The organism is Bradyrhizobium sp. WSM4874, from assembly GCF_055811835.1.
The window spans coordinates 1-552 of record NZ_JBVVPR010000199.1 but is presented as its reverse complement, the minus strand read 5'-3'; the positions used below and the strand labels follow the sequence as shown (position 1 = coordinate 552).

At 68.3% G+C, this 552-nt stretch carries 1 protein-coding gene; it reads left to right on the top strand.

Annotated elements, in window-relative coordinates; translation table 11 throughout:
* Positions 1-552 (top strand): DUF1522 domain-containing protein (locus AC0L3P_RS40025; protein ID WP_473309468.1); only part of this gene is annotated, 552 nt, incomplete at both ends.

The window sequence follows — 552 nt, the reverse complement described above, 5'->3', positions numbered from 1 at the left end:
GATCTCGCCAGCGGCGTGAAGACGGTGTCCATCACCGCGGGTGCAGCGACGTTCGCCACCAGCGCCGGCCAGACCGCCTCAACCGCTGCCGGCGGCGCCGTCACGCTGAAGAGCTCGACGGGTGCGGATCTGAGCGTCACCGGCAAGGCCGACCTGCTCAAGGCTCTCGCCCTGACGACGGCCGTGGGCGGCGGCAACGCCACCGTGAGCGTCAACCGGACCACCAGCGCCGGCTCGCTGGGTGCGACCATCGCCGACGGTTCGACGCTGAACGTCGACGGTCACGTCATCACCTTCAAGAACGCGCCGATCCCGGGCTCGACCGGTGCTCCGAGCGTTCCGAGCGGGTATGGTGCGAGCGGTAACGTCCTCACCGACGGCAATGGTAACTCGACGGTCTATCTGCAGGCCGGCACGGTTGCCGACGTGCTGAAGGCGATCGACCTTGCCACCGGCGTGCAGACCGCGACGGTCAATGCCAACGGCACCGCGACGCTTGCGACTGCGACCGGCCAGACCAACTCGTCGATCAACGCCTCGGGTCAGCTCAAG